The organism is Alkalicoccobacillus porphyridii (assembly GCF_007293315.1).
GTDB classification, from domain to species: Bacteria; Bacillota; Bacilli; order Bacillales; family Bacillaceae_D; genus Alkalicoccobacillus; species Alkalicoccobacillus porphyridii.
Genome location: NZ_VLXZ01000124.1, coordinates 1 through 314, shown reverse-complemented (window position 1 = coordinate 314; position 314 = coordinate 1). Strand labels below are relative to the sequence as shown.

Here is a 314-nt window from a genome sequence, read left to right as displayed (position 1 = left end):
ACAACACGGTGCCGCAGTAGAAGTGGCAGAAGCACAACGCCAGTCACTGATTGATGCAGCAATGGCTTCCATTAGTCTGATTCAGCTGAAATTGCAGGCCGGGCGGAAGCTGATGCAGGCAGAAACCACCCGACTTAACATTGTGCTGGATTACATTGACGCGGTGACGGCAACAGATACCAGCACCGCGCCGGATGTCATCTGGCCTGAACTGCCGGAGGCGTAGGCCATTCAATATCTGGCACACTGGAGGTATCAACCAGCTCCAGTGCGTCCAGATAATCCAGCCACGAATTATATTGCGCCAGTTCCTC

Annotated in this window: 2 protein-coding genes; one reads left to right on the top strand and one right to left on the bottom strand. The window is 53.8% G+C overall.

The features are described 5' to 3' along the window. On the top strand, window positions 1-226 hold a 226-nt coding region (locus FN960_RS21210; RefSeq protein ID WP_143850792.1), incomplete at its 5' end, for a tail fiber assembly protein. On the opposite strand, the gene FN960_RS23305 is transcribed toward FN960_RS21210, so the two are convergent. Then, entirely contained in the window at window positions 198-269 is a 72-nt protein-coding gene (locus tag FN960_RS23305) for a tail fiber assembly protein (protein WP_260682100.1), read from the bottom strand. The two genes, FN960_RS21210 and FN960_RS23305, sit on opposite strands and share 29 nt — an antisense overlap. Window positions 270-314: the final 45 nt, after the last annotated feature.